The sequence below is a fragment of the Jeotgalicoccus sp. WY2 genome (genome assembly GCF_018437745.1).
Classification (GTDB): Bacteria; Bacillota; Bacilli; order Staphylococcales; family Salinicoccaceae; genus Jeotgalicoccus; species Jeotgalicoccus psychrophilus.
In genome coordinates this window covers 1,269,214-1,292,587 of record NZ_CP049818.1, presented here as the reverse complement: position 1 = coordinate 1,292,587, position 23,374 = coordinate 1,269,214, and the positions used below count along the sequence as shown (strand labels likewise).

Below are 23,374 nucleotides of genomic sequence, written 5' to 3'. Positions count from 1 at the left end.
ATAAAGCAGGTGGCAGAAATGTCTTTTGATAACCATGTCTCAACATTGAAATACGCTTTTCCGAAAACCATACCGATACTGGCCGGATTTTCATTTTTAGGAATTGCCTATGGTATTTATATGAACTCGCTTGGCTTTGGGCCATGGTATGCAATTTTGAAGAGTGTATTTATTTTTGCAGGCTCGATGGAATTTGTTGCCGGCAGTATGCTGCTTGGTGCGTTTAATCCGTTAAGTGCTTTTCTTTTAACATTGATGATTAATGCGAGGCATTTGTTTTACGGTATTTCCATGCTGGATAAATTCAAGGGGACCGGGAAGAAAAAATATTACTTAATATATGGCATGTGTGATGAAACATTTGTCATTAACAGCACTGAAAAGGCGCCGGCGCATATTAACTCAGGCTGGTTCATGTTTTATGTAACGGTGCTGAATCAGATTTACTGGGTCGGCGGCACGACCATCGGCAGCCTGTTCGGTTCAGCAGTGACCTTTAATACAGAGGGACTGGAATTTGTGATGACTGCACTGTTTGTCGTTATATTTTTAGATCAGTGGATGAAGGAACGCTACCATATCAGTTCGATTATCGGTATCGGGGCTTCTGTCTTCAGCCTGGTGATATTTGGGCCTGAGAACTTTATCATCCCGGCGATGGTATTGATTTTAATTGCGCTGACACTGATTAGAAAAGCAATGGCTAAAAGAGAGGTGATTTCGTAATGACATTAACACAGCAAATCATCATTATTGCGTGTGTCGTACTTGGAACACTGACGACGAGATTTTTGCCTTTTATAATATTCAGCAGCGATAAAGAAACGCCTTTATACATAAAATATCTCGGCTATATGTTGCCGCCTGCCGTATTCGGCCTGCTGGTCGTCTATGCATTACGCGAAGTCGAGATTACGTCAGTCAGCGGATTTTTACCTGAAATACTCGCGGTCGGGCTGATAATTATTCTGCACTACTGGAAAAAGAGCATGCTGCTGTCGATAGCAGGCGGCACTATTTTTTATATGATATTAGTGCAGATGGTGTTTTAGCAAATTGAAAAATATCCGGCATTCTATTTTTAGAATGCCGGATATTTTTATAAATTCTTATACAAATCTTTACGTCTGCTTTCAAAAATAGGAATATCTGAACGGACCTGATCGATATAATCTAAATCGAGCTCTGCAGTGACTGTTTCTTCAGTATCTTTATCTGCTTGTGCAAGAATTTCACCGAATGGATTAATAATCATTGAACGACCTGCGAATTCAGTGCCGTTCGTTTGTGTGCCGATAGTGTTGCTGGCAACGATGTAACACTGATTTTCTATTGCTCTTGCTTTTAAGAGGGTAATCCAGTGCTCTGTCCGTTCAATCGGCCATTCTGCAACGACGAATATAATTTTAGCGCCTGACAGTGATAAGTCTCTGAACAGCTCAGGGAATCGAAGGTCATAGCATATTACCAGACCGCATGTTTCACCGTTAATCTCAAAAACTTCAGCAGACTTATCTCCGCTTTCAAGGTATTCAGGTTCATTTAACATTGGTACTAAATGCATTTTTGAATACTCCTGAATCAGTTCACCATTGTGATCCACTGTAAAAGCTGTGTTGTAAACGCCGCTGCCTCCATATTTATTTGGAATTGAACCGGCAACAACCGTCACACTATTATCTTGGGCCAGCTTAGCAATAATGGATTTTACAGGCTCCAGATTATTTGCTGCATAATCATCAATGTTTTCAAGATCGTAGCCCGAAGTCCACATTTCAGGAAGGACAACGACATCAGTATCACTTAGATCAGTTTCTGCAAACAGGCTGGCCACCTTATTCAAATTTGCTTTTGTATCGCTGTCGATGACTTGAAATTGAAAGATTTTAATTTTCATATAGACACTGCATACGGCGCTGCTAAGTTACCATAAAAACGCGATTTACGATACCACGTAAATCGCGTTTGTCATTACCACTTAAATCGACGTATCGATACCATCGATTTTACGTAAGGATTCACCACTTAAGATGAGTTTATAGGATTTTGAACATGCACGATCTAAAATAGCGTCCGCAATCGCACCGCCACCTAATTTTTTGTGCCATTCTGCTGAAGACATCTGTGAACACAAAATTAAAGATTTCTCGCGACTCCTTAACTCAAAGACTTCCATCAAATGCTTTTGCTCCTGTTCTTTAGTCGACGTTAAGAGAAAATCATCAATCACCAGCACATCTATTTTCATGAGTTTCTTCAACAATTTATCTAACGTGCCATGAAATTCAGCGAGATCAATATCATTCAATAATTCAGTCATCCGATAATATTTACCTGTAAATCCAGATTCAATCGCATGATTGACGAGAGCGTTGGCTAAATAGCTTTTACCTGTACCTGTCGCCCCTTGAACAATGACATTTCGATGATGTTGAATATAATTGTTGGTTGATAATTGTTCAATACTTTCTTTGCGTAATCCTCTGGTCGATTCATAGCGGATATCTGAAATCTGTGCCTCTTTATGTGACAGAGTGGCTTGTTTTCGATACCGTTCAATGCGATTATCTTGTCTGATTTGATACTCTTCGTTAACGATTACTTCTAAATAATCCAGTGGCGTCAACGCATGATTCTGCTCTGACAAATACATACTATGGAGCTGATCTGCCATTGTTGTCAGTCGCATCTCACGTAACTGACTGATAATCATTTGTAAGCGCTGTTGATTATTGCTCATAATAATCAGCCCCTCTCAAAAAGGATTGTTCCGGACTTTCCGGGGTGCTAGACTTTAAGTGGGACGTGCCAGTGTTCAGTAATTGCGTGATTAAGCGATAAGCTGGATGAGATGTACGTTCTAATGCATGATGGCAGGCAACATTCAGGGCGGAATCTGAATGAGTGTCTGCCAATTTCAATAGTGCGTGGACCCGTTTGTAGTGTGTTTGTTCCGGGCCATCCGAAAACATCTTTTCAACGACTAAATGGACGTCGGGACCAATATGTCGCGCCCACTTCAAATAGCGTTGACTATTCCACTCGCCATGTGTCGCACTATTTTTAGGTAAGTGCTCGAGGACCGTAGTATAGCCGCCCGGCAGTTTATTCAATGTCTCATGCTCACATAACATGCGGTCTTGATACCATACCTGGATCTTTTTCGCATAAATTTTAAGTTTGAGACGCTGACCGATATATTGATACGGCACAGAGTAATGGTGCTTCTGATAACTGATATGCGCATTATTATAAACCTTCACTGTTTTATATTCACAGTACTCAAATGGGACAGTTGGCAAAGATTGAAGGGCCGTACGCTCCATGTCGTTAAACATAGAGAATCGAGAGCCTGGCTTCTTTTGAAACGGTTTTTGATTAAAACGATTCAGTTCTTTTCTTAAGTAATCATTGTAATCATCCAAGCCAAAGCATTGATAATTCCGCATGCGTGCAATAATGTGGGTCGTTAATGATTTGACCGTATTTTCAACAGTCGCCTTATCCTTTGGCTTGCGTACCCGAGTCGGTAAAATAATCGTGTGATAATGATTCGCCATCGATTCGTACGTTTCATTTATTTTAAGCGTCGTTCGGGTATGCTTCGTTACGCCTGTTTTCAAATTATCGGGGACCAGCACGGTCGGCACCCCTTGAAAATATTCAAACATCTGAAGATGTGCATTAATCCAACTGGGCTGCTTCATATCATGACAGCCCATCGCAAATCCATATCCACTGAAGGGCAACACAGCGACAAACAAGTACCCATAAATCACTTCACCGGTATCTGGATCGATCCAGCGTATTTTTGTGCCGGCCCAATCCACTTCCACACGTTCACCTGCTTTGTGTTTCATGACATGCGTAAATGACTTCTGACTCAGATAATCATTAAAATACTTTTTAAATTGCGTCAAACGATAGTACGGTTGACCAGTATGCCGGCACATATCGACATACTCTTCCCATAATAACTGCATTGTCACACCCGGCTGGGCGAGCGACTTGGATAACGATGCGTAATCCGGCAAGGTGTAATGCATGTCTCGTTGAGTGGGTTTGGATGGCCTGGGTCCAAACAATGTATCGAGCCGGTCGGCATCCCAGCCACTTAATTCTTTGTAGGTTAGTTTGTGCTGACTGGCGGTATCGATGGTGCGTTTAATGACGGGCCGACCGGATCCGACCATGTCACTGATTTTCCTTTGACTGAATGATAATTCATTCAATCGGACAATCTCTAAATAATTGGGCATTGACTGCCACCTCCATAAATATTTTATGCCGCTGTTGTGCGACATAAAACATTTATAGCACTAATGAGATTGAAAAAGTAAGTCATAAAAAATAATCCTCTATCAGAGGATTAGGTGCGTCTATATTATCCGATTTAGGTGGTAACGAGCGGTGCGATTTGGGTGGTATCAAACGCAACGACGCAGTGGTAACTTAGCAGCGCCGTAAGCAACACTCCTTTAGCCGCTTCGTAATTTAACTCTACAGTACATATAGAAAAAACTGATGTAAAGAAAAACAATTCATTTCTTGCAAATAACATACTAAGATAGTATGATTTTAAATATATTTATAAATCAGAAAATTCAACCAATATGATGGAGGATTACTATGACTAATGAAAATTGGAATTTAGAAACTTTAACGATACATGCAGGCCAGACAATCGATGATTCAAAATCACGTGCGGTGCCTATTACACAGACGACTAGTTATGTGTTCGACGACACGCAGCACGCACAGGATTTATTCTCTTTAGCGAAGCCCGGTAACATTTATACGCGTATTATGAACCCGACACAGAATGTTTTTGAAGAGCGAATTACTGCACTTGAAGGTGGAGTCGGCGCACTCGCGACATCTTCAGGGCAGGCAGCGATTCATCTGTCATTACTTAATATTGTAGAAACTGGTGATGAGATTGTCGCATCTGCGAATCTTTACGGCGGTACATACAACCTTTTAAATGTAACGTTTAAGAAAATGGGAATTAAAACTCATTTCGTTGATCCATCAGACCCTGCAAACTTTAGAGCAGCAATTAACGATAAAACACGCGCTGTATTTGCTGAAACCATTGGTAACCCGCGTATTGATGTTTTAGATATTGAAGCAGTGGCTGAAGTTGCTCACAGTAACGATCTTCCATTAATTGTCGACAGTACGTTCGCAACGCCGTACTTACTGCGTCCGTTTGAACATGGTGCAGATATTATCGTTCATTCAGCGACGAAGTTTATCGGCGGACACGGAACTTCAATCGGCGGTATTATCGTAGATAGCGGCAAGTTCAATTGGGATAACGGTAAATTCCCAGGGTTAGTTGAACCGGATGAAAGCTACCACGGTGTATCTTATGCGAAGGATATTGGACCGGCGGCATATATTACTAAAGCCCGTGTTCAATTATTACGTGACTTGGGATCTGCAGTATCACCATTTAATGTGCAGCAGTTCCTTTTAGGACTTGAAACATTGCACCTCCGCATGGAGCGTCATTCAGAAAACGCACAAAAAGTAGCGGAGTTTTTAGAACAGCACCCTAAAGTGAAATGGGTAAATTATCCGGGACTTGAAAGTAATAAATATCATGACCTCGGTAAAAAATATCTGCCTAAAGGACAGGGAGCAATACTGACATTCGGTATCGACGGTTCAGTAGATGAAATTGCGAAATTCGTCGACGGACTTGGGCTCTTCTCGTTAGTCGCAAACGTTGGGGATTCAAAATCATTAGTCATTCACCCGGCATCGACAACGCACCAGCAGTTATCTGAAGAAGAACAAATCGCTTCAGGAGTATTGCCGGAGCTGGTTCGTCTGTCTATCGGAACAGAAAATATTGATGACATTATCAGCGACCTGGAAAGTGGTCTGAAAGAAGTATAAAAGAAGGAAAACCGCGAGAAGGGTATCTCGCGGTATTTTAATTTAAATAATAAGAAAAATGCGGAAAATGCAGGTCTGATTGAAAGAACAGGGTATAGAAGCTGTGAGTATAAATTTTGGAGGTATAGTGAATGAGTATAAACAGCTGGTCGAAAAACCTTGTGATTGAACACTGGCAAAAGCGTGATCCCAATTCTCACAAAAGCAGTCACGGCAAGGTTGGAATTATTGCAGGCAGTGAATTAATGCCTGGTGCTGCAGCACTATCTGCGGGTGCGGCTGTTGAAAGCGGCGCGGGTTTAACGACTGTTAATACTGTCAGATCCGTTATTCCGATTGTTGCATCACATGTTCCTGAAGCGACATTTTATCATCGGGATGATGAGCTGAATGGTTTTCTGGAAGGTAAAGATGCAGTCGCAGCGGGACCTGGTCTTGGGCGTTTATCGGATGATATTATTGAAGATTTAATTACTAATTTTAACGGACCGTTAGTTATTGATGCGGATGGGTTATATGAGCTGAACAGCCACGAGATGCTGATCAGAAAGCGTGACAGCCCGTTAATCATTACACCCCATGTGGGAGAGATGGCACGGATTATTAATAAAGATATTGATTATGTTAATGATAATCGCTATGAAGCGGCGAAGAATCTGGCGATGGATTACGGTATATATGTTGTGCTGAAAGGTCCAAAGACGATAGTTGCAGAACCGGACGGTGCGTTATGGGTAAATCAGACGGGTAATTCAGGGCTTGCCAAAGGCGGAACAGGTGATGTTTTAACCGGCATGATTCTTGCTTTTATCGGCCAGAGTAAAGACATTCAACCCGCAGTTTCAAATGCGGTGTACATGCATGGTTATGCTGCAGATTATCTAATTGAACATGACGAAGCGATTGAAGCAGTGACAGCTTCAAAAGTAATTAACGCTTTAAGTACATCATTCCAATCGATAATAAGTTAGAATAATCAAACTATTATAAAAATAGAATTGAAATAAGGCATTCATTACATTTATAATACAGTTGTATCCAGAATAAATACAAAGGGGATTTATATATATGAAGGAAAATATTTATGGAAACGTGCCATGCTTTTTAGGTGCAGAAAATCTCGTTAAAAAAGGGACTTATGACACAGATGTAATTTTCTACGGCGCGCCTTTTGAAGGTGAAAGCACGTGGGGGGACTATACCGGCGTTGAACTTGGACCGAAACAGATTCGTTCTTCTTCAGCCCGTTACAGCGGTTACTTACCGGAACTCGATCATGTTGATGTGAATGAACATCTGACTTTCGGGGATGCGGGGGATATCCCGTTTGTTGCACATGATAACGAACAATCTTACAAGAACATCGAAGATTTTTCTGCTGAATTATGGAAAACAGGTAAATTCCTCGTTGGTTTCGGCGGAGAACACGGGGTTACTTATCCGATATTGAAATCCCTTGCTGACAGCGGCAAAAAAGTCGGGATTATTCATTTAGATGCACATTACGATAATATGCCGGATTATGAAGGTGAGATATACGCGCGCAACACACCATTTATGCGTTTGTATGAAACGGAAGGCGTCCGCAACGAATCGATTATTCACACGGGAATTCACGGGCCGCGCAATAAACCTGAGACAGGGCGTTACGCACAGGAGAACGGTGCGGTCACACTGACGATCAACGATATTAGAGAAGCGAAAGATTTACGTGCGTACGCAAAAGAGATTTACGATATGGCGGCGAAAGATGTCGATGTAGTTTACTTATCAATTTGCAGTGATGTGCTGGATTTCGCATATAATCCAGGCGGTCCTGTAGACGGTAATGGTCTAACATCTTATGAGTTACTCACATTAATACACGAATTTGGCAAGCACGGACTCGTCGGTATGGATTACGTTGAAGTATATCCGATGATGGATGCTAACCAGCACTCTGCTCACTTTGTCAGTTATGCAGTACTTTACGTATTAGCCGGGCACTTAAAGCATTTGGGTAAAATCTGATTAACCAGGGGATGGTAATTTTATGAGCAGGTTTATAGATGTAATTAAAGCACTTGGGCCCGGGATGGTCATTACAGCTTCATTCATTGGTCCGGGTACGGTCACAACAATGACGCGTGCCGGCGCAGGATTTGGTTACAGTATATTATGGGCAGTTTTATTTTCAATCATTGCGACAATCGTCCTGCAGGAAATGATTATTCGTCTCGCTCTCGTAACAAGACGCGGTCTTGGGGAAGCAATTTACGACTTATTTAACAATACACTTGGGAAATTTCTTGTCGTGTGGATTTCTATGATTGCAGTTGCAATCGGCTGTGCGGCATACATGAGCGGGGATTTACTTGGGACATCACTTGGTCTTGGTTATCTGCTCGGTATCCCTACAAATATACTTGCACCGATTGTCGGTGTAATAATATTAACAATTGGTTTACTCGGAAGTTACAAAGTTATTGAAAAAATTATGCTCGGTTTAATGATAATTATGGGAGCGACATTTATTACGACTATGTTCCTCGTTAAACCGGACTGGAGTGAAGTGTTCGGCGGTGCATTCATTCCGTCTATTCCGGACGGTTCGATTATTATGGTAATTGCATTAATTGGTACGACGGTTGTCCCGTACAACTTCTTTCTGCATGCAACGGCCGTGCACGAACGTTTTAACGGCTTGAAAGACTTAACGCTGGCACGCTGGGATACGATAATTTCTATTACAATCGGCGGTATAATTTCAGGTGCGATTTTAATTTCTGCAGGGACGTTAATTTACGGACAGGAAGTTGACAATGTCGTTGCACTTGCAGGCCCTCTTGTGCCGATACTTGGGGATGTATGGGCGCCAATATTTATCAGTGTTGGTTTGTTTGCTGCAGGTTTCTCATCTGCGCTGGCATCACCGATGGGTGCAGCAGCAACAGTCAGCTCTTTCTTTAAATGGGAAGGCGGCATGAAGAATAAGAAATTTAAAATGATTTTCGGTCTGGTTATTTTGATTGGTGTAGTTACATCAGCAATCGGTTTTGAGCCGCTTGAAGTCATTCTGCTCGCTCAGGCATTAAACGGTGTTATTTTACCGCTGATTGCGATTCTGATTTATATTATCGTTAATAAAAAAGGACTTATGGGTAAACATAAAAACGGTCCTATTTTTAACGTTATTGGATTTCTTGTTGTCGCAGTCGTCTCATTCTTAGGAATTTACAGTATGGTTGACGCAGTCACAGCCTTTTTCGGATAAATAAATTATCAATGACTCCGGTGACGGGGTCATTTTTTATAAAATTGCTTTCATTAAGTATCCTGTTTAAAATGGATAGAATTATACATATAAATAAGGAGAGAGACAGATATGAATATTGGATTAGTAGGTTCAGGTGCAATAGGACAATATTTGTTAAAAAACATTAATAAAAACAGCAATGGTGATTTAAATATAACGAGCGTATTCGTAAGAAATTACGATAAATATAAACACCTTGAGGAACAATATAATGTAGAACTATTCACAGATTTAAGTGAATTTCTTGCAGCAGACATGGATATTGTTGTGGAAGCGGCTAACGTTGAGACCAGCAAAGAGCTGCTGCCTGACATTATCAAAGTAAAAGATACGATTCTCATTAGTATCGGTGCACTTGCTGACGAAGCTTTACTTAAAACAGTATCAGCAAAAGACAGCAAAACACTGCATCTACCCTCAGGCGGGATTGGCGGCCTTGATCTGGTTCAAAATGCGAGAGCGCTCGGCAATCTGGACAAAGTCACTTTAACGACGCGTAAGCCGGCAGCTTCACTTATTGATGAAGCGGTTGCTGTTGAAACAGTAGTCTTTGAAGGAAAAGCTGGAGATGCAATCGATAAATTTCCGAAGAACATGAATATCTCGATTATTTTATCACTGGCAGGATTAGGTATTGATAAGACAAACGTCGTGCTGATTGCAGACCCAGCAGCTGATAAAAATACGCATACTATTAATATATCAGGCGGATTTGGTGATGCAGAGCTGACAATCAGCAACAATCCGCTGCCGGAAAATCCGAAAACAAGTGCTCTGGCAGCGTTGAGTGTCTACGCCACACTTGAAAGAATGTCTGGAAACGTTAAAATCGGCAATTAACATGACAAATGTCATGTTAATTTACTGACAGTATAGTCTATATCCAAAAGTCTTTATCGCTCATAATATTAAGTGAATAGATAGGGAAAAGAGGAATGCATATGACTAAAGAAAAACAGGCGGCACTGAGAAAAAGTGTAATGCCCTATGCAAAATCACAAACTAAGACGAGTGTCATACAGCTGCTGAACACGATATTGCCATTCTTTATACTATGGTTTTTAGCTTATCAGTCACTAAGTGTTTCATTCTGGCTGAGCTTACCATTTTCAATACTGGCAGCAGGATTTATGATTCGTTCATTTATTATTTTCCACGACTGCACGCACGGATCATTCTTTAAAAACAAAAAATTAAATAATTTCTTCGGAAATGTAACCGGAGTTATTACACATTTCGCTTATGAAAAATGGAAAAAAGAACATGCGATTCACCACGCAACAAGCGGTAACTTAGATAAACGCGGTGTTGGTGATATTTGGGTTATGACAGTAAAAGAATATGAAGAAGCAAGCAAATGGGAAAGATTCCAATACCGTTTATACCGTAATCCGGTTGTTTTATTCGGTTTCGGCCCGCTTTACTTATTCTTAATTGCAAATCGTGTTAACCGTAAAGCAGCGAAACGCCAGGAACGTATTAACACACACGTTCTTACATTAATTATTGTTTCGATTTACTTACTTATCGGATTTACTTTAGGCTGGCACGTATTGCTTATGGTGCAGCTGCCGATTATTTACATCGCAGGTATGGCAGGGATCTGGTTATTCTACGTTCAGCATCAGTTTGAAGATTCATATTTTGAAAATGAATCAGAATGGGATTTCGTAAAAGCTGCGGTAGACGGCAGTTCTTATTACAAACTTCCAGCATGGCTTGAATGGATGACAGGCAGTATCGGTTACCACCACGTGCATCACTTAGCGCCGCGTGTACCGAACTATCATTTAGAAGAAGCACATGAAAACACGCCGCCTCTTCACCAAGCGACGACAATTACATTAAAAACAAGTTTAGAATCGATAAAGTTCCGTCTTTACGACGAAGAGAACAATACGTTCATTACGTTTAAAAAGATGAAGGAACGTCTGGCAGTTAAGACTGCAGAGAACACTACTGCATAATAAGAAATATCAGCATCCTCCTATGTATAATAGGGGGATGTTTCATCTCTAGAGACCGTATTTGATATAATGGGCTGAACAGCAGAGTGAAGGGGCGAATGAAGATGAAAGATTGGTATCATATTTTCCCGTCAAATACGGGGTTAAGTCTTTATATATGGATTATTTTTTGTGTGCTGCCATTTTATTTTATCTTTCGTGCGACCTCGCTCAGTGAAATAATAACCGGTATTGTAACGACATTAATATTCTTTGCGGTATATTGGCTGACATTTAATTCAAAAGGTGCACTAGTATATATCGGTGTCAGTATCCAAATTATTATTAATATAATAATGACGATATTATTCAGCTACGTGTATTTTGCATTGTTCATTGCAATTTATATCGGCAATATTAGAAATAAAGCGGGCTTCATTACGATGTATGTACTGTTACTGGTCACAACAGTTTTGGCGATAGTATACGCATCGTTCTTTAACTATATGATTTTATTAACCCATCTTCCTTTTCTGATTATGACTATACTTGGAATTATACTGATTCCTCTGAATAAGCGCAGCCGGATAAAGCAGGATGAACTGGAAAATCAGCTGGAAGATGCTAATCAGCAAATAGCAGAACTTGCAATTAAAGAGGAACGTCACCGTATTGCAAGGGATCTGCATGATACTCTAGGTCAGAGGCTGTCGATGATTGGTCTTAAAAGTGACCTGTCACGCAAGCTTATCGATAAAAATCCTGAGCAGGCGAAAAAAGAACTGCAGGATATTCAGGATACTGCACGTCATGCGTTGAAAGAAGTTCGTGAAATGATCAGTGATATGAAACGGGTCAGTTTTACGGAAGAGCTGAAACATACGCAGCTGATTTTGGACACAGTTGAAATTAAGCATGCAGAAACGATAGAAGCAGACTTTAAAAATATACCTGTATTAATAGAAAACGTCCTCAGCATGTGTTTAAAAGAATCGGTGACAAATATTTTAAAACACAGTAATGCAACAGAATGCATGATTATTCTGACAGAATCTGAAAAAGATATATTTTTAAAAATATCCGATAATGGAACCGGCACAGCCAGTTTTAATTACGGCAACGGTCTGCAGGGCATGAAAGAACGTCTGGAGTTTGTTAACGGCGAGTCTCATATCCACAACTCGGATAGCGGGTTTGAAGTAAATATGACAGTGCCGAAAGTGCTAAGACAAATAGAGGAGGGATAGGATGATTAGAATTGTGCTGGCTGAAGATCAAAATTTATTATTAAGTGCGCTCAGCTCGCTGCTTAATCTGGAAGAAGATATTTCAGTGGTAGGTATGGCAGGGAATGGCAGAGATGCACTTAAACTTGTTGAAGAAGAGCAGCCTGATATTTGTTTAATGGATATTGAAATGCCGGTAATGACAGGACTGGACGCGGCAGAAGAGCTGACAGAGACAGACTGCAAAGTGATTATACTGACAACCTATGCGAGACCGGGATATTTTGAGCGTGCCAAAAAAGCACAGGTCAGCGGCTATCTGCTGAAAGATACGCCGAGTGAGACATTGGCAGAGTCCATCAGACAGATTATGACCGGGAAACGTATTTACTCTCCTGAACTCATCGACATCGCTTTTGAAACCGAAAATCCTTTATCATCGAGAGAGATTGAAATTGTCCAGCTGCTTGCGGATGGAAAAACGACGAAATCCATTGCAGAAGAACTGCATTTATCGAATGGTACGATCAGGAATTACGTATCAATTGTACTGGATAAGCTGCATGTAACGAACAGAATTGAAGCCATCAGGAAAGCGCTGGATAAAGGCTGGTTAAAATGAAAAGCAGTCTCTCTGATTAAATTTCAGGAGACTGCTTTTCATCTGGTATAAATACTTCTGACTCACTGTATTCGGGGTAATAATAGCCTTCCGGCAATGTCTGCAGTTCGATTAAACTGCCCCATGGAGTCTTAAAGTAAACTGTGCCGTTACCCTCTGTATCCTCATAGCGGGTATTTGCATGAATATTCGACAGCGGCTGGCCGCCAGCTTCCTTCATTTGCTCATATGATTTTTTAATATCATCTGTGTAAAAGGAAAGATGTGTATAGCCGTAATCTTCCAGGCTTAACGGTGTTCTTGAGCTCACATTAAAGAACTGGAACATTTCTATGTTCGGCCCCTTGCCGATAGTCAGCATTCTCTTTTTGACTATATATGACTCTTCGGGAATACCGAGCAGTTTTTCAACTAAAGGTCCGCCTCTCGGGCGGTCTTTAAGTGTTTGTGAATCATAAGCAATTTTTGCACCAAGTCCTTTTTTAAAAAACTCAGTTGCTGTTTCAATATCGGGAACAATCATTCCAATATGATTCATACCTCGTATTAAACCCACGCTCATCACTCCTTCATCGAAAAATGTCTTACTTATGTATTCCCTTCTTTGACAAGCTTTTAAACCTGTATGAGGCACATATCTTGCCAGTCACCGGTTATGATAATATAATACATCTACATTTGTCTGTATGCTGCAGACAGAAAAACTTAAGGGAGGTGATTATACGTGGCACAATTTCAAGAACATAAAGGTTTCAAACGAATGTTTAAAGAAGACAAGCTGACACTGGGTTTGGGTTTTCCTCTTGAAGCTTACAAAGGCAGTTTTCCGAAGATGAATCTCGAGGAGCAGATGATGCTTGCAAAGCAGGCTGAAGATTACGGTTTTGCTGCTTTAACGGTTCGGGATGCACCGCTGTATGATCCGAACTTCGGTGATGTCGGCGGGCTTTATGACCCGTTTATGTTTTTAACATATGCAGCAGCACATACTAAAAGTATCGCGCTGACGACCGGCAGCATAGTAACTACATTGAGGCATCCTTTTCATACGGCAAAATCTGCTGCAACGCTTGACAGTATTTCAGGGCAGCGCTTTGTAATGGGCGTGGCAACAGGTGACCGGCAGATAGAATTTCCGGCATTCAAAGTAGACCGTGAAAATAAAGATGAGCTGTTCAGAGAGTCCATTACTGTAATGAAACAGCTGTGGCAGGAAGAATTCCCGAGCATACAAACAGAACGTACAAACTTAACTGAAGGCGATGTTGTTCCTAAACCTGAAATGGGGAGTATTCCTGTATTCGGAACAGGTTACAGCAGCCAGACGATAGAGTGGCTTGCGGAACATACAGACGGCTGGATGTTTTATCCGCAGGAGTTAAAAAAACAAAAAGCACTGATAAATAAATGGCGCGGTTTAACTGAAGAATTTAAACCATTTACCCAGCCTCTGATGATTGATTTGTCTGAGCGTGCAAATGAAGCGCCGAAAACGTTGGAAACAGGATTCAGAGCGGGACGAAATTTTTTAATAGATTATTTAAACGCGTATCAGGAAGCGGGCGTTAATCATATGACTGTCGCGCTTAAAGACAGCAGTCGTCCGGCGGCAGAAGTAATTCAGGAACTTGGAGAATTTGTTGTACCGAAGTTTCCTGTTAACAGAGAACAGAAATTTACATTTTTTAATCAATAAAAGAAAGCAGGATCAAATATGATTGCAGGATTAGATAGAATAAATGAATTAGCAAAAATACAAAAAACGGTGGGTCTGACTGAAGAAGAAAAGCGGGAGCAGACAGTCTTAAGAGAAGATTACCTTCGTCAAATCAGAGGACAGGTACTGGATTCCTTTTCAGGACTGACAGTTGTGGATCCGCTTGGAAATGATGTTACACCAGAAAAATTAAAAGAAGAACAAGCTAAAAAAAGACAAGATAAATAAAAAGCAGCGGATCTCCGCTGCTTTTTTTGTTATACATTCCCGGAAATCTGTTTATTTTTACCGGATGCGATACCCATAATAAGCATCAGTACTGAGACGCAGGCAAGCAGTATCAGAGGGAGTGTCCAGCTTCCCGTCATATCCTGAAGACCTCCGACCATCACCGGTCCGAGTGCTGCCAGCAGGTAACCGAACGATTGAGCCATACCCGAGAGTTCAGCGGCTTCGTAGCCATCTTTTGTTCTCAGTGTAAAAAACATCATGGACAGTGAAAATGCGCTGCCGTTGCCGATACCGAGCATTATTATCCAGAGGATTGAGAGTTCTGAAAATCCTGCGAGAAGACCGGCAATTCCTGTGAGTATCAATCCACTGCTGATCAATGCAATCATCACCTGATTTTTCATCTTGTCTGCGATAACCGGAATGATAAATGTAAATGGAATACTTGCGAACTGGAATATAAATACACCCCAGCCGGCGAGATGAATATCGTAGCCGTTAGCCATTAATATAGTCGGCAGCCAAGTAATCAGCGTATAGAAGATTAAAGACTGAGCACCCATAAATACGGTGATTTTCCATGCGAGCGGAGAACGCAATAATCCGCCAATCTGCTGATTGTTAATTTTCTTTTTAGCACCATACTTTTTCGCTAGCTGCGGCAGCCAGATTATCAGTGTGATAAACGCAAGTCCGCCCCAGATAACGAGTGAGCCGCGCCAGCCTAAATTTCCGGACGTTGCAATCGGTATACTTAAACCTGAACCGAGTGCGCCGAATACGTTCATAACAATCGCATAGAGGCCGGTCATTAAGCCGATTTTATAGGGGAAATTCATTTTAATAATGCCGGGTATGAGCACGTTGCCGACGGCAATTGCTAAACCAACCAGCAATGTTCCGGTAAATAACAGACCGATGCCGCTTGCAGATCTGATTAAAATACCTGCAATCAGCAGAATAAGTGAAATAGCAATCGTCCGTTCCATGCCGATTTTGTTTGCAATTTTCGGTGCAAACGGTGACAACAGTGCGAATGCAATGAGCGGAAGCGTAGTAATAACACCTGCAAGCGCGTTGCTGATGCCAAAATCATCTCTGATAAATGATACGAGAGCACCTGCAGAAGTCAGTGGCACCCTTAAGTTTGCACCGACTAAAATAACGCCGATAATCAGCAGCCAGCTTAAATTTTTATTGCTGAAAAAAGGTTGATCTATTTGGTTGCTCAATAACTTTCTCCTCCATTATTCTAACGATAAAATCCTCTCCGCTATAATATCTGTCTGTTCATCATCTCCCATAAAAAAGGAATGAGAACCGGTTTTTTTAAAGCCCTGCTTTTTATAAAAGCCAATCGCATTCTCATTTTTCTCCCAGACACCAAGCCAGATTTTATTTTTATTGAGTTTGCGTGCAATATCATAGGAAAGATTCAGCAGTTCTTTACCGAATCCCTGTTTGTGATATTTCTGGAGAATATAAATTCTTTGCACTTCAAGAGAACTATGTCCCATCGGTTCGGATTGAGCTGAATCGACATTCACTTTTAAGTATCCTGCAGGTTCATCATTGCTGTATATAAAATAAAACTGTGAATCAGGATTATTAAGTTCATCCCTGATTTTTTCAGCTGTGAAAGCATCATTAGAGTAAGCTTTCATGTTCTCTTTAGTGTTTTGAGCCTCGAAAGCTTCATAAAAAGTATCATAGCTCAATTTTAACAGCGCCTCAGTATCATTTATAGTGCACCGTGTGATGTATGAAGTCATGAAATCACCTCTGTATTAATTTATTTACCTACTATACATGAAATTTAAGATTTAATCACAGATAGAATATTAATTAGAAAAAGAGTGCATCCGGCTACAGCCAGTTACACTCCCATTTTCCATCAGTTAACTTATAAAGGAGACGGGCATATCCGCCTTCATTTAACGCCTGATAAAATTCAACTTCCAAAGGCACAGTTTTATATGCATTTAAATCACGCACTGCTGCATCTAAATTATCAGCAATATGTGAAATGTCCGTTGTCAGCTCAGCAGTACCTTTGAGGCGGACCTGTCTGCCTTGTTCACGCCAGTAAAAGTTTAAAGCAACGCTGCTGTTATGTGTAAGCTGGATAACTTTTTCACGAAATCTTCCCGTCTCAAAATAAAGGGCCTCATCATCCATCGCTTTTAACAGGACAACACGCGAGTCCGGTGTATTGTTCTGAGTGATAGTGCTGAGCACCATACTGTTGGGCTCGGCTGTTCCATTCTTCAGTGCATGTACGTACCACTGGGAGAAGTGGCTGAAAGGATTGTTGTGCTCTTTTTTATCCAGTTCAGGAAACGGTCCTGTCATAATTTCTGTAGCTTTTAAAACTTCGTTAATATCCATATGTACACCCCGGTATTTAATGATTAAATGAATTTTATCATACATATCAGAGAACGGCAGCTTAAGCATTGGCAGTATAGTCATTTTATTAATATACTTAAATCAGCAAATTTTCTTAGAGGACAGTGATGAAGCGATGAAAGCTAAAAGAATAGCAATTGCAGGTGCCGGAGTGGCCGGTATTTCAATCGTTAAGTTTTTTGTTAACGATGAAAGATTCAATGAAAATTTAAATATCGATATATATGATGCACCTGAAACACTCGGGCGGGGTTATGCTTATCAGCAGGACAATGAAAATTTGATTATTAATCTGCCGGCAGAAGAGATGTCTCTGACAGCTGACTCTGAAGATTTTATGAAGTGGCTGGAAAACTCAGAACATGAGGCTTTGAGTTTTCCGAGCCGCAGAGTTTATGGGGAGTATATGCATAGCTCATTAATGTCGTTTGCAGAGGCACATTCCAATATTAATATTATAAAAAAATATGCAGACAATATTATATTTAATGAAGATAAAAACACATATACTCTGTGTGCAGGCGGAAATGAACAAGATTACGATGCGGTATATTTAACGACAGGTGAATTGTCATACAGTGACCCTTATGAGCTAAAGGGCGTCAGCAATTATTTTTATAATCCGTACCCGATAGAGGAGAAGTTAAATAAGCTGGAAGGCAAAATTGGAATTATCGGGAGCGGCTTGTCTGCCATCGACAGTTTCAGATATTTACTCCTGAACGGCCATGAAAAAGTGTATGTTCTATCGAGAAGCGGAGAGATGCCTGCTGTTAGAGGGACGTATTATGATTTTAAACCGGAGTATTTTACTTTGGATGCAGCGTTTCAATATGAAAGAGACGGTCTGATTCCACTCGATAAATTACTCGGGCTGTTTAAAAAGGAAATGGCAGCACAGCAGGTGGATGTATCACTTTTTGAACGTAAGACAGATCGTCCTGATATTGATTTGAAATACGATCTTGAGCATATGGACAGTGTCGGCAGACTGCAGTATTTAATAGTGCATCTGGAGGGTACTTTTAAAATATTATTTAAATATTTATCGAGAAGTGATAAACGAACGTTTTTAGAAAAATATCATCCTTACGTCGATGGTAATCATTCACCGATGCCGCCTCACGGTGCAAAACAGATTCTTAAATGGATTGATGAAGATAGGCTTGTGTTTATGCACGGCATGGAGTCCGCAGCAGCGGCCGATGGATTCACTGTAACTTTTGAAGACGGTCAGACAGAGCGTTTTGATATACTGATTAATGCTACAGGCCCGGTTAAAAATATTGAAAAAGATAATACAGAACTAATGAAGAATATGTATGATGCACTAATTCTGGAAGCGGACGAATTTGGCGGAGTACTGTTGAATAAAAATCATGAAATTATCAGTCCGAGATTCGGTACTATGAATAATTTCTACACAATCGGAGCACTGTCAGCAGGTTCGGATTATTTAATCAGAGGTGTCGGAATGCTGAGGGCGGAAACTGAAAAGCTGGTAGATCATTACTTTGAAACCAATGAACATTAAAAACAGGTTTACTATTTTTATGCACTTCGTCTATAGACAAGAGCTGTTATTTAATGGAAAATAGAGAGATTCAATAAATTACTAAGGAAGTGCAATTATATTGTCGGAAGTATATAAAGACAGATTGTGGACGAAAGATTTTATCAATACATCAATTGTGAACTTTGCGCTGATGATGTCGCAATATCTCCTCCTAGTGACAATGGCGTTGTACGCGACAGAGGAATACGGCGCTTCGGTCGGTATGGCAGGACTTGTATCCAGTTCATTTATTATCGGCTCGCTGATTGGAAGGGTGTTCGGCGGCAAGCATATTACTGCGATGGGTGGTAAAAAGATGCTGTTGATCGGTTCGGCACTCATCGTGGTGCTGACCGCATCTTATTTAATCCCAATGAGTATATATCCGCTTATTTTACTGCGTATTCTACACGGTATAGCCATGGGTTATGCAATGACGGCAACAGGTACAATCATTGCACAGATTATACCGCCAAGCAGAAACGGCGAGGGAATCGGCTACTTCAGTATGTCAGTAGTATTGGCGACGGCTGTCGGTCCATTGATAGGTGTTGCTTTAATCGCAGCATACGGATTTACCAGTATTTTTATCTTTTCATTTACGATGGCAGTAATCAGTCTGATTATCGGACTGACAGTTAAAGCGCCGCCTATGAGACCGATTAAAGCAACAGCCGGCGGGAAGTTTAAAATTATGGACTTCTTCGAAAAACGGGCAATACCAATTTCAGCAGTCATGTTTGTAATGGCATTCGCGTATTCGGGAATTTTATCGTACGTTACGGCTTATGCAGAAAGCATCAGTCTGATACAGGCGGGCAGTCTGTACTTTACGGTGTACGGTGTGACAGTGCTGCTGTCGCGTCCGATTACAGGGCCGCTCCTTGACCGTAAAGGCGCGAACATTGTAATGTATCCCGCAATTATTATGTTTGCACTGGGTCTTGCAGTAATCAGCCAGGCTACAGCGACGCTGGCATTTCTGACTGCAGCAGTACTGATTGGTTTCGGCTACGGCAATGTGCAGTCGATTACACAGGCACTGTCCATTAAAGTGACACCGAGAGAACGTCTAGGTCTTGCGAATACCACATACTTTATTGCGCTGGATTTAGGACTTGGCTTTGGGCCGTTTCTTTTAGGGCCAATTGCAGCATCATTCGGCTATGGCGGAATGTATTTAACGCTCGCTTTCGTAGTACTGTCGGGAATCGCAGTGTATTATTTCCTGCATGGCAGACGGGATAAAGAACTAATGAATAACAGCGGAGTATAGAAATATCACCTGTCATTATTTTGGCAGGTGATATTTTTGTTTTGAGGGAAATTTATAAGGGTAATGTATTGGAATTATGTAATTCTGAAAGGGGAGTAAGATAAGAATGTCATTAGCAAAGATTATTGAGGAAATCAAAGGGAAACATGATAATACCGGTGTACTGACAATTCACTTAAACACAGATGCCAGCGCAGGGAATCTTTCAAACGGAGAATGGAAGATACACTTAAAAAACGGTTTGAAAGAACTTAAAGAAGAAGTGAAAGCAAAAGATAATCAAGCAGAGCTGAAAGCCTTGAAAAAACTGCAGGATAAAGTCGAGAAAGAAATTGCGGTGCATCAGCGTGAAATGCGTAAAGGATTTATATTAGTCGCATCGGCTGATGGTGAGCTCTGGAGAGCAAGAGTACTGCAGGTTCCGGTAACAACATCATTCCATTGGGGTGAGACTGCTGAAACCCGGCAGATTGAAGAACTAGAACAGCGTTTCCCTGAAACAGCATTGGTAGTAGTGCAGCAGGCTGATGTAACATTTATCGAAACATCACTTGGGATTATTAGAGACACGAAGAAATACAGCTGGGATGTCGACAGTGAAAACTGGGTCGACTATGAAGAGGCGGCTCAGCCGTTAGCAAGAGGGGGCGGGAAAGATGAATTCCAGCACCGCTTTGAAGAAAATCAGCATCGCTGGTATAAGAGTTTAGCTGTCCAGCTTGAAAAAGAAATTAAAGAACGCGGTCTGGAAGGCGCATACCTTGTCGGCAGTAAAGAATCGGTAGCTGAAATCGAAGCGGGAATGAGCCCGAAAAACGTTAAAGGCATCGTTACAAAAAATCTCGGTTCAAAACCGGATCATGAAATTTTAAATGAAGTGTTCGACACATTAATATAGTTATGAAAAAAGAGAAGCTGAGGCTTCTCTTTTTTTTGTTAAATTAAATTTTTCCTTTGAGATAATAATCTTTATAAACATCCTCAGGGACCATATCACCGCCCGTACTCCATGCAATATGCGTACCTTTAGAGTTTGCTGCAGCAGGACCCATGACACCTGCAAGTGCAGAAGGTTCGAGCTTAATGTTTTCCTCATCATGCATTATAGCGAGCATTTTAAATAAGTTTTCATCACTGACAGTATATGAACCGCTAATGAGCTTAGCCAGAAATTGACCGACAAAGCCGGAAGCTCTGCCGACAGCAAGTCCATCCGCAGCAGTGACGTTATCGATACCGAAATCCTGTACGGAAATTTTATCGTGATAATCAGTCATCATGCCGAGAGTCATACATGGTGAGTGCGTGGGTTCTGCAAAGTAACAGTTTACGTTATCACCGAAAACAACCTTAAGCCCGAATGCAATGCCGCCGGGACCGCCGCCGACACCGCACGGCAGGTAGATATTCAGCGGATGATTTTTATCCACATCTATATTCTGCTCCTGCAGCTGTTCTTTTAACCGGATAGCAGCGACCGCATAGCCTAAAAACAATGTTTTTGAGTTCTCATCATCGATAAAGTAACTCTTAGCGTCTTTAAGGCTGTCTGCGCGTCCCTGTTCGACTGCTTTTGAGTAATCGTCGCTATGCTCAACGACTGTAACGCCTTTAGAGCGGAGCATATCTTTCTTCCACTGCCTCGCATCATCAGACATATGAATAATAACTTTAAAGCCAAGCTCGGCTCCCATAATTCCAATACTTAGTCCGAGATTTCCGGTAGAACCGCAGACCAGCGAGTATTGCGAGAAGTGATTCTTAAAGTCCGTGCTGGCGAATTTTTTATAATCACCATCTTCAGTAATAAGCCCGGCTGCGAGTGCAAGCGACTCTGCAAAAGCAAGGACTTCATAAATGCCGCCGCGCGCTTTAACAGAACCGGAAATCGGCAGTTTGTTATCTTCTTTTAAATAAAAAGAACCGTTGATTTTTTTGCCGACTATCTCTTTAAAACTTTCCTGAATGCGTGTCAGTTCAGTCAAAGGAGATTCTATAATTCCTGCGCTATCAGCAGTTTCAGGAAAAACATGTGCAATGTAAGGTGCAAAACGTTTCAGGCGTGCTTCTGCACTTAAAATATCATCTTCACTAAGTATCAACTTCGGCAGGACACTGTCTGCAGCAGCCTGATTGTCATTCAGCCAAAGGATTTCACGATATTCCATCATATCCCCGAGCTGTGGAAATTCATTCTGCCATTGTTCAATTGTTTTATTAAGTATCACAGCACCATCTCCTTACATATAAATTTTATTATAAAAAATAAGCAGGTCCAGATTGGAACCTGCTGGTGAATATTATAATCTTGTACCGTCATCATTCACTTTGTTCATATCGACGACTTCAGTATCATTATCATATGGCATATCTTTCAGCTCAGCTTTGTAAACACCATCTGCATCCGGATGATTGATATACAAAATAAACTGATGATGTTCAAGTGCGTAATGATAAGCCTCCTCCTGCTCATGTGTGAGATTGAGATTATCAATACGGCGGTCTTCAGGATCGCCTGCAGAGAAATATGTGACAATCTTATCACCGGCAGTGCCGTCAATTGTCTTCGTTTCAATATCTTCATTCAGCTCTACACTTTCAAAAGATGCATTTGAAAAAATAGTCAGCTGATTGTTCCTTACGTTCTTTTCTCTACGTAAAAAATGAATGCGGTTCAATAAATCATCTTCGTTAAGATATGTTTCTAATCTGGCCAAAATTATCCCCTCCTGCAGAGATTCATATATATAAAATATTTACCCTGTCTGTTTGGAATGAAACAAAACTTTGTCCACTTTAAATTTAATTTTTAAAATAATTTTTCATTAGGCGTTTATACAGCTGATCTTCAAAATTATTACGATTTGCCTGGATGTAAGATTCTACCAGCAGATAAGCGAAGAATGAATAATAAGCGCCGCCTAAAATTACCCATGTGTTACCTGAAGAAAAATATAAAATCATACTTAAACCAAGTACTGCAAACAACAGTCCGATAATTGCAACGAAACGGTAAAGATTGGATTGGCGCAGCTGATCGCGAACCTGGGTATTAATGTCATCCATAAATTTATTGTAAGCAGTATCGTTCCGAGCTGCTAAAGTGCCGGTAATATCTCTAGAGAGGAAATCTGTCACTTTAATATCTCCGCTGTAACGTTCTTCTCTGTACTTCACATCAACATTTGGA

25 protein-coding genes are annotated in these 23,374 nt (G+C 40.9%); 15 read left to right on the top strand and 10 right to left on the bottom strand.

The window, feature by feature from the left end; translation table 11 throughout:
• Positions 1 to 18: 18 nt before the first annotated feature.
• Together G4D76_RS07575 and G4D76_RS07570 are read left to right on the top strand one after the other, a co-directional pair.
• Positions 19 to 726, top strand: coding sequence for an AzlC family ABC transporter permease (locus G4D76_RS07575; protein WP_213809567.1), 708 nt, complete (start codon positions 19 to 21; stop codon positions 724 to 726).
• On the top strand, positions 726 to 1,052 hold the full coding sequence (locus tag G4D76_RS07570) for a branched-chain amino acid transporter permease (protein ID WP_026859010.1): 327 nt from the start codon (positions 726 to 728) through the stop codon (positions 1,050 to 1,052). Before G4D76_RS07575 ends, G4D76_RS07570 begins: the two co-directional genes overlap by 1 nt.
• Before the next feature lie 47 nt (positions 1,053 to 1,099).
• Here G4D76_RS07570 and G4D76_RS07565 read toward each other — a convergent pair whose 3' ends face one another.
• The 3 genes from G4D76_RS07565 to istA form a co-directional block, all read right to left on the bottom strand.
• Positions 1,100 to 1,897 (bottom strand): carbon-nitrogen family hydrolase, encoded by a 798-nt coding sequence (locus G4D76_RS07565; RefSeq protein ID WP_213809566.1) that lies wholly within the window; start codon positions 1,895 to 1,897, stop codon positions 1,100 to 1,102.
• An 81-nt stretch (positions 1,898 to 1,978) separates the two neighbouring features.
• Positions 1,979 to 2,740, bottom strand: coding sequence for an ATP-binding protein (locus G4D76_RS07560; RefSeq protein WP_213809565.1), 762 nt, complete (start codon positions 2,738 to 2,740; stop codon positions 1,979 to 1,981).
• Positions 2,730 to 4,259 carry an IS21 family transposase gene (gene istA / locus G4D76_RS07555; RefSeq protein ID WP_213809564.1) on the bottom strand — a complete coding sequence of 510 codons (1,530 nt, stop codon included), beginning with the start codon at positions 4,257 to 4,259 and terminating at the stop codon, positions 2,730 to 2,732. The genes G4D76_RS07560 and istA overlap by 11 nt, the downstream gene beginning before the upstream one ends.
• Before the next feature lie 370 nt (positions 4,260 to 4,629).
• On the opposite strand from istA, the gene G4D76_RS07550 reads away from it, so the two are divergent.
• From G4D76_RS07550 to G4D76_RS07515, 8 genes are all read left to right on the top strand, one after another.
• The gene (locus G4D76_RS07550; RefSeq protein WP_213809563.1) at positions 4,630 to 5,907 is read left to right on the top strand and encodes an O-acetylhomoserine aminocarboxypropyltransferase/cysteine synthase family protein; all 1,278 of its coding nucleotides are present in this window, start codon (positions 4,630 to 4,632) and stop codon (positions 5,905 to 5,907) included.
• 131 nt (positions 5,908 to 6,038) lie between these two features.
• Entirely contained in the window at positions 6,039 to 6,878 is an 840-nt protein-coding gene (locus tag G4D76_RS07545; protein WP_213809562.1) for an NAD(P)H-hydrate dehydratase, read from the top strand.
• Between the two features lie 97 nt (positions 6,879 to 6,975).
• The gene (locus G4D76_RS07540; protein WP_213809561.1) at positions 6,976 to 7,917 is read left to right on the top strand and encodes an agmatinase family protein; all 942 of its coding nucleotides are present in this window, start codon (positions 6,976 to 6,978) and stop codon (positions 7,915 to 7,917) included.
• Positions 7,918 to 7,939: 22 nt separating this feature from the next.
• Complete coding sequence (locus tag G4D76_RS07535; protein ID WP_213809560.1) at positions 7,940 to 9,160, top strand: Nramp family divalent metal transporter; 1,221 nt, start codon at positions 7,940 to 7,942, stop codon at positions 9,158 to 9,160.
• A gap of 111 nt (positions 9,161 to 9,271) precedes the next feature.
• Complete coding sequence (locus G4D76_RS07530) at positions 9,272 to 10,042, top strand: aspartate dehydrogenase domain-containing protein (RefSeq protein ID WP_213809559.1); 771 nt, start codon at positions 9,272 to 9,274, stop codon at positions 10,040 to 10,042.
• A gap of 101 nt (positions 10,043 to 10,143) precedes the next feature.
• Entirely contained in the window at positions 10,144 to 11,169 is a 1,026-nt protein-coding gene (locus G4D76_RS07525) for a Delta(5) desaturase DesA (RefSeq protein WP_213809558.1), read from the top strand.
• 104 nt (positions 11,170 to 11,273) lie between these two features.
• The gene (locus G4D76_RS07520) at positions 11,274 to 12,395 is read left to right on the top strand and encodes a sensor histidine kinase (RefSeq protein ID WP_213809557.1); all 1,122 of its coding nucleotides are present in this window, start codon (positions 11,274 to 11,276) and stop codon (positions 12,393 to 12,395) included.
• A 1-nt stretch (position 12,396) separates the two neighbouring features.
• Positions 12,397 to 12,996 carry a response regulator transcription factor gene (locus tag G4D76_RS07515; RefSeq protein WP_026859018.1) on the top strand — a complete coding sequence of 200 codons (600 nt, stop codon included), beginning with the start codon at positions 12,397 to 12,399 and terminating at the stop codon, positions 12,994 to 12,996.
• A 16-nt stretch (positions 12,997 to 13,012) separates the two neighbouring features.
• On the opposite strand, the gene G4D76_RS07510 is transcribed toward G4D76_RS07515, so the two are convergent.
• Positions 13,013 to 13,558, bottom strand: coding sequence for a VOC family protein (locus G4D76_RS07510; protein WP_213809556.1), 546 nt, complete (start codon positions 13,556 to 13,558; stop codon positions 13,013 to 13,015).
• A 198-nt stretch (positions 13,559 to 13,756) separates the two neighbouring features.
• Here G4D76_RS07510 and G4D76_RS07505 point away from each other — a divergent pair, with 198 nt between their 5' ends.
• Together G4D76_RS07505 and G4D76_RS07500 are read left to right on the top strand one after the other, a co-directional pair.
• Positions 13,757 to 14,692 carry an LLM class oxidoreductase gene (locus G4D76_RS07505; protein WP_371814667.1) on the top strand — a complete coding sequence of 312 codons (936 nt, stop codon included), beginning with the start codon at positions 13,757 to 13,759 and terminating at the stop codon, positions 14,690 to 14,692.
• A gap of 18 nt (positions 14,693 to 14,710) precedes the next feature.
• The gene (locus G4D76_RS07500) at positions 14,711 to 14,941 is read left to right on the top strand and encodes a DUF896 domain-containing protein (RefSeq protein WP_213809554.1); all 231 of its coding nucleotides are present in this window, start codon (positions 14,711 to 14,713) and stop codon (positions 14,939 to 14,941) included.
• Positions 14,942 to 14,970: 29 nt separating this feature from the next.
• Here G4D76_RS07500 and G4D76_RS07495 read toward each other — a convergent pair whose 3' ends face one another.
• The 3 genes from G4D76_RS07495 to G4D76_RS07485 all read right to left on the bottom strand — a co-directional run bounded on the left by G4D76_RS07495 (position 14,971) and on the right by G4D76_RS07485 (position 17,332).
• Positions 14,971 to 16,176: a CynX/NimT family MFS transporter gene (locus tag G4D76_RS07495; RefSeq protein WP_035785248.1), complete on the bottom strand. Its 1,206-nt coding sequence runs from the start codon at positions 16,174 to 16,176 to the stop codon at positions 14,971 to 14,973.
• Positions 16,177 to 16,191: 15 nt separating this feature from the next.
• Complete coding sequence (locus tag G4D76_RS07490) at positions 16,192 to 16,716, bottom strand: GNAT family N-acetyltransferase (RefSeq protein WP_184283701.1); 525 nt, start codon at positions 16,714 to 16,716, stop codon at positions 16,192 to 16,194.
• Between the two features lie 94 nt (positions 16,717 to 16,810).
• Positions 16,811 to 17,332, bottom strand: a complete 522-nt coding sequence (locus tag G4D76_RS07485; protein ID WP_213809553.1) for a pyridoxamine 5'-phosphate oxidase family protein — start codon at positions 17,330 to 17,332, stop codon at positions 16,811 to 16,813.
• Between the two features lie 136 nt (positions 17,333 to 17,468).
• Here G4D76_RS07485 and G4D76_RS07480 point away from each other — a divergent pair, with 136 nt between their 5' ends.
• From G4D76_RS07480 to G4D76_RS07470, 3 genes are all read left to right on the top strand, one after another.
• On the top strand, positions 17,469 to 18,887 hold the full coding sequence (locus tag G4D76_RS07480) for an FAD/NAD(P)-binding protein (RefSeq protein WP_213809552.1): 1,419 nt from the start codon (positions 17,469 to 17,471) through the stop codon (positions 18,885 to 18,887).
• Between the two features lie 100 nt (positions 18,888 to 18,987).
• Positions 18,988 to 20,184 (top strand): MFS transporter, encoded by a 1,197-nt coding sequence (locus tag G4D76_RS07475; protein ID WP_250129836.1) that lies wholly within the window; start codon positions 18,988 to 18,990, stop codon positions 20,182 to 20,184.
• A gap of 106 nt (positions 20,185 to 20,290) precedes the next feature.
• Positions 20,291 to 21,082 carry a VLRF1 family aeRF1-type release factor gene (locus G4D76_RS07470; protein ID WP_213809551.1) on the top strand — a complete coding sequence of 264 codons (792 nt, stop codon included), beginning with the start codon at positions 20,291 to 20,293 and terminating at the stop codon, positions 21,080 to 21,082.
• Positions 21,083 to 21,125: 43 nt separating this feature from the next.
• Here the strand turns inward: G4D76_RS07470 and G4D76_RS07465 are convergent, their stop codons facing one another.
• The 3 genes from G4D76_RS07465 to G4D76_RS07455 form a co-directional block, all read right to left on the bottom strand.
• Positions 21,126 to 22,412: a D-serine ammonia-lyase gene (locus G4D76_RS07465; RefSeq protein WP_213809550.1), complete on the bottom strand. Its 1,287-nt coding sequence runs from the start codon at positions 22,410 to 22,412 to the stop codon at positions 21,126 to 21,128.
• 72 nt (positions 22,413 to 22,484) lie between these two features.
• A complete protein-coding gene (locus tag G4D76_RS07460) occupies positions 22,485 to 22,901 on the bottom strand; it encodes a general stress protein (protein WP_026859027.1) in 417 nt (138 codons plus the stop codon).
• A gap of 85 nt (positions 22,902 to 22,986) precedes the next feature.
• Complete coding sequence (locus G4D76_RS07455) at positions 22,987 to 23,361, bottom strand: hypothetical protein (protein ID WP_213809549.1); 375 nt, start codon at positions 23,359 to 23,361, stop codon at positions 22,987 to 22,989.
• Between the last annotated feature and the right edge of the window lie 13 nt (positions 23,362 to 23,374).

Coding starts and splice junctions, on each gene's coding strand:
- G4D76_RS07575 (WP_213809567.1), top strand. CDS start 19: ATGTCTTTTGATAACCATGTCTCAACATTGAAATACGCTTTTCCGAAA.
- G4D76_RS07570 (WP_026859010.1), top strand. CDS start 726: ATGACATTAACACAGCAAATCATCATTATTGCGTGTGTCGTACTTGGA.
- G4D76_RS07565 (WP_213809566.1), bottom strand. CDS start 1,897: ATGAAAATTAAAATCTTTCAATTTCAAGTCATCGACAGCGATACAAAA.
- G4D76_RS07560 (WP_213809565.1), bottom strand. CDS start 2,740: ATGAGCAATAATCAACAGCGCTTACAAATGATTATCAGTCAGTTACGT.
- istA (WP_213809564.1), bottom strand. CDS start 4,259: ATGCCCAATTATTTAGAGATTGTCCGATTGAATGAATTATCATTCAGT.
- G4D76_RS07550 (WP_213809563.1), top strand. CDS start 4,630: ATGACTAATGAAAATTGGAATTTAGAAACTTTAACGATACATGCAGGC.
- G4D76_RS07545 (WP_213809562.1), top strand. CDS start 6,039: ATGAGTATAAACAGCTGGTCGAAAAACCTTGTGATTGAACACTGGCAA.
- G4D76_RS07540 (WP_213809561.1), top strand. CDS start 6,976: ATGAAGGAAAATATTTATGGAAACGTGCCATGCTTTTTAGGTGCAGAA.
- G4D76_RS07535 (WP_213809560.1), top strand. CDS start 7,940: ATGAGCAGGTTTATAGATGTAATTAAAGCACTTGGGCCCGGGATGGTC.
- G4D76_RS07530 (WP_213809559.1), top strand. CDS start 9,272: ATGAATATTGGATTAGTAGGTTCAGGTGCAATAGGACAATATTTGTTA.
- G4D76_RS07525 (WP_213809558.1), top strand. CDS start 10,144: ATGACTAAAGAAAAACAGGCGGCACTGAGAAAAAGTGTAATGCCCTAT.
- G4D76_RS07520 (WP_213809557.1), top strand. CDS start 11,274: ATGAAAGATTGGTATCATATTTTCCCGTCAAATACGGGGTTAAGTCTT.
- G4D76_RS07515 (WP_026859018.1), top strand. CDS start 12,397: ATGATTAGAATTGTGCTGGCTGAAGATCAAAATTTATTATTAAGTGCG.
- G4D76_RS07510 (WP_213809556.1), bottom strand. CDS start 13,558: ATGAGCGTGGGTTTAATACGAGGTATGAATCATATTGGAATGATTGTT.
- G4D76_RS07505 (WP_371814667.1), top strand. CDS start 13,757: ATGTTTAAAGAAGACAAGCTGACACTGGGTTTGGGTTTTCCTCTTGAA.
- G4D76_RS07500 (WP_213809554.1), top strand. CDS start 14,711: ATGATTGCAGGATTAGATAGAATAAATGAATTAGCAAAAATACAAAAA.
- G4D76_RS07490 (WP_184283701.1), bottom strand. CDS start 16,716: ATGACTTCATACATCACACGGTGCACTATAAATGATACTGAGGCGCTG.
- G4D76_RS07485 (WP_213809553.1), bottom strand. CDS start 17,332: ATGGATATTAACGAAGTTTTAAAAGCTACAGAAATTATGACAGGACCG.
- G4D76_RS07480 (WP_213809552.1), top strand. CDS start 17,469: ATGAAAGCTAAAAGAATAGCAATTGCAGGTGCCGGAGTGGCCGGTATT.
- G4D76_RS07470 (WP_213809551.1), top strand. CDS start 20,291: ATGTCATTAGCAAAGATTATTGAGGAAATCAAAGGGAAACATGATAAT.